Origin of the sequence: Pseudomonas sp. MWU12-2345 (genome assembly GCF_023242385.1) — a bacterium.
Taxonomy (GTDB): domain Bacteria; phylum Pseudomonadota; class Gammaproteobacteria; order Pseudomonadales; family Pseudomonadaceae; genus Aquipseudomonas; species Aquipseudomonas gingeri_D.
The window spans coordinates 1-2,625 of the sequence record NZ_JALLJA010000042.1; the positions used below are offsets into that span (position 1 = coordinate 1).

Below are 2,625 nucleotides of genomic sequence, written 5' to 3' on the forward strand. Positions count from 1 at the left end.
GTTGAGCGTCACGCCCTGCCAACCCGACAGCAAACCTGCATTCTGGTTGATCAGGTTGTCGGCGGTCAGGGTCAACTGGTTGTTGCTGATCAGCTTGCCGCCGTTGCTGTTGTCCAGGGTGCGCCCGGTCAGGTTGAGGCTTTGTTCGCTGGTCAGTGTGCCGCCCTGGTTGTTCAGGTCGCGCAGGTGACTGATCGTCAGGTTACCGGCCGTGGTGATATGGCCGGCGGCGTTGTTCAGATCACCCGTTGCCGCACCGAAATCGAGGGCAATGGCGCTGCCCAGCAGACTACCGCCCTGGTTGTTGAGGCCGGCGCTGTTAATGGTCAGGCTGTTGGTGGCGTTGATCAGGCCCAGACTCTGGTTGGTCAACTGACCGTCAACGGTCAGGCCCAGGTCAGCACGACTGGTCAGGGTGCCGCCGCTGTTGTCGAGGCTACCGGCATGCGCATCAACCGAAGCCGCCGCGATCATGCCCTTGATATTGCTCAGGGCCTGGTCGATACGCAGGGTCAGGGCCTGGTTGCTCAACAACTTGCCGCTGTCGTTGTTCAGGCTAGCGGCGGCGAGGGTAAAGGCCTGGGCGCTGGAGATTTCGCCGCCCTGGTTGTTCACGCCCTTGAGGTTGTTCAACACCAGCAACGGCGCGTTGATCAGGCCGCCCTGGTTGTTCAGTTGACCGTGATTGAGGTCCAGGGTCAGCGACGCATCGCCTTTCAGCGAACCGCCTTGCTGGTCCAGACCGGTGACGCTGGCGGTCAGGTCCTTGGCGCCGATACGGCCACCGTCCTGGTTGGTCAATTGGGCGGTGGTCAGATCAAGGCGATTGCCACTGCTGAGGAAACCGCTGTGGCTATTGTCGAAGGCACCCGTAGTGATCGACACCGGGCCCTGGCCACTGATCGTGCCGCTCTGACGGTTATCAAGGCTGGCGCTGTGCAAGTCGATACCGCCGTCGGTGACCAGTCGACCACCCTGGTTGATCAATGCACCATCGCTGGTGAGGCTCAATTGGCCGGCACTGGAGAAACTGCCGCCCGAGTTATCCAGGCTGGCAGCGTGAGTCGTCAGGGTGCCTTCGCTGCTGATCAGGCCGGAGAGCTGGTTGGTCAGGGCAGCGTCGAGGGTGATCACCAGACCCGACTGCGCACTCACTTTACCGCCGCTGTTATCCAGGCTGCTGCCGGTCAGCGTGGTGCTGCCCTGGCTGACCAACTGGCCCAGGCTCTGGTTGATCACTTGCGCGACCTTGAGGCCCAGCGCGGTGTCGGAAAGGACCTTGCCGCCGTCGCTGTTGTTCAGGTACTGACCATTGAGGTTGACCGCCTGCACGCTGGAGATTTCCCCCGCGCGGTTGTCGATATTGCCGACGTTCAGGGTCAGCCGTTTTTTTGCCGAGATCAGCGCCGCATTGCGGTTGTCCAGGGTGCTGCCGGTCAGGCTCAGGTTGCCGTCGGTGACCAGCGCGCCATCCTGCTGGTTGAAGGTGGTGACGTTGGCGGTCAGGTCACCCTGGCTGGAGATTCGGCCCGTGGCGTTGTCCACGGTGTCGGCGGTCAGGCTCAGCGGGCCATTGGTGATAAGCGAGCCGCCGGTGTTATCCAGATGGGTAGCGGTCAGGCCGAGGCTTTGCTGCGCGGTGATGCGCCCCTTCTGGGTGTTGTCGAGGGACTGGCCCTTGAAGGTGAAGCTATTGTTCGAACCCAGGCGACCGTTCTGGTTGTTCACCGCGCCCGTGGCCGTAATGTCCAGAACGTTATTGGCCATGACCAGGCCGGTGAGGTTGTCCATGGAGCCGAGGATCAACGTGGTGTTGCCTTGGCTGGAGACTTCACCGGCGTTGTTGTTCAGGTGACCGAGGGTGGCGATCAAGGCATTCTGGCCTTTGATCAGGCCGCCCTGGGCGTTGAGCACGGTGTCAGCCGTCAGATTCAGACGATCAGCGCCAAGGACTCGACCTTTGCTCTGGTTGTCGAGGGTGCCAGCGCTGACGGTGGTTTGCCGTTGACCGCTCAGGGTGCCGCCCTGGTTACTCAGGGTTTGCGTGGCCGTGACACTCAAGTCACGGCTGGCGATGATGCTCTGGCCGTTGTTGGTCACGTTCTGCGCAGTGATGCTGACGTCAGCGAGCGCATTACGGGTTTTGTCGGCATTGACCCCGGCTTCAATAATGCCGTTGTTGGTCAGTTGCCCCCCGCTGTTCAGCGTGATGCGGTCCTTGGCCACCAGATTGTTCTGGCTGGTCAGATCGCCCTGGGTTTTAACATCCAGGGTCGTACCAGCGTACATCGGACCTTTGGCTTCAAGACTGGCGGCGTTGACATTGATCGCCCCGCTCGCCCCCGTCTCGACCATGCTCAGATGACCGTTGGCATCGAGCTGGATATCGCCACCGCTGGCGACCATCTTGCCGTCGAGCTTTACCCCCACACCGGCTTCGGTACCGACCAGCCGGATAGCCCCTGCGTACATACCGCCCAACGCCGAGGAGTCGATGGCCAGTTGCGGTGCATCCGCCGGATTGGCCGCACGCGCCGTCGCCTTGAGCGTCTTAGCATCCACATCGTTGGCACCGGCAATAATTGCCAGCTTCTTTGCATTGATCTCGGCATTGAGCTTGGCCGA

1 pseudogene is annotated in these 2,625 nt (G+C 61.6%); it reads right to left on the reverse strand.

The features are described from left to right. Positions 1 to 2,625 (reverse strand): annotated as a pseudogene (locus tag M5C71_RS33525) (hemagglutinin); the annotation flags it as partial.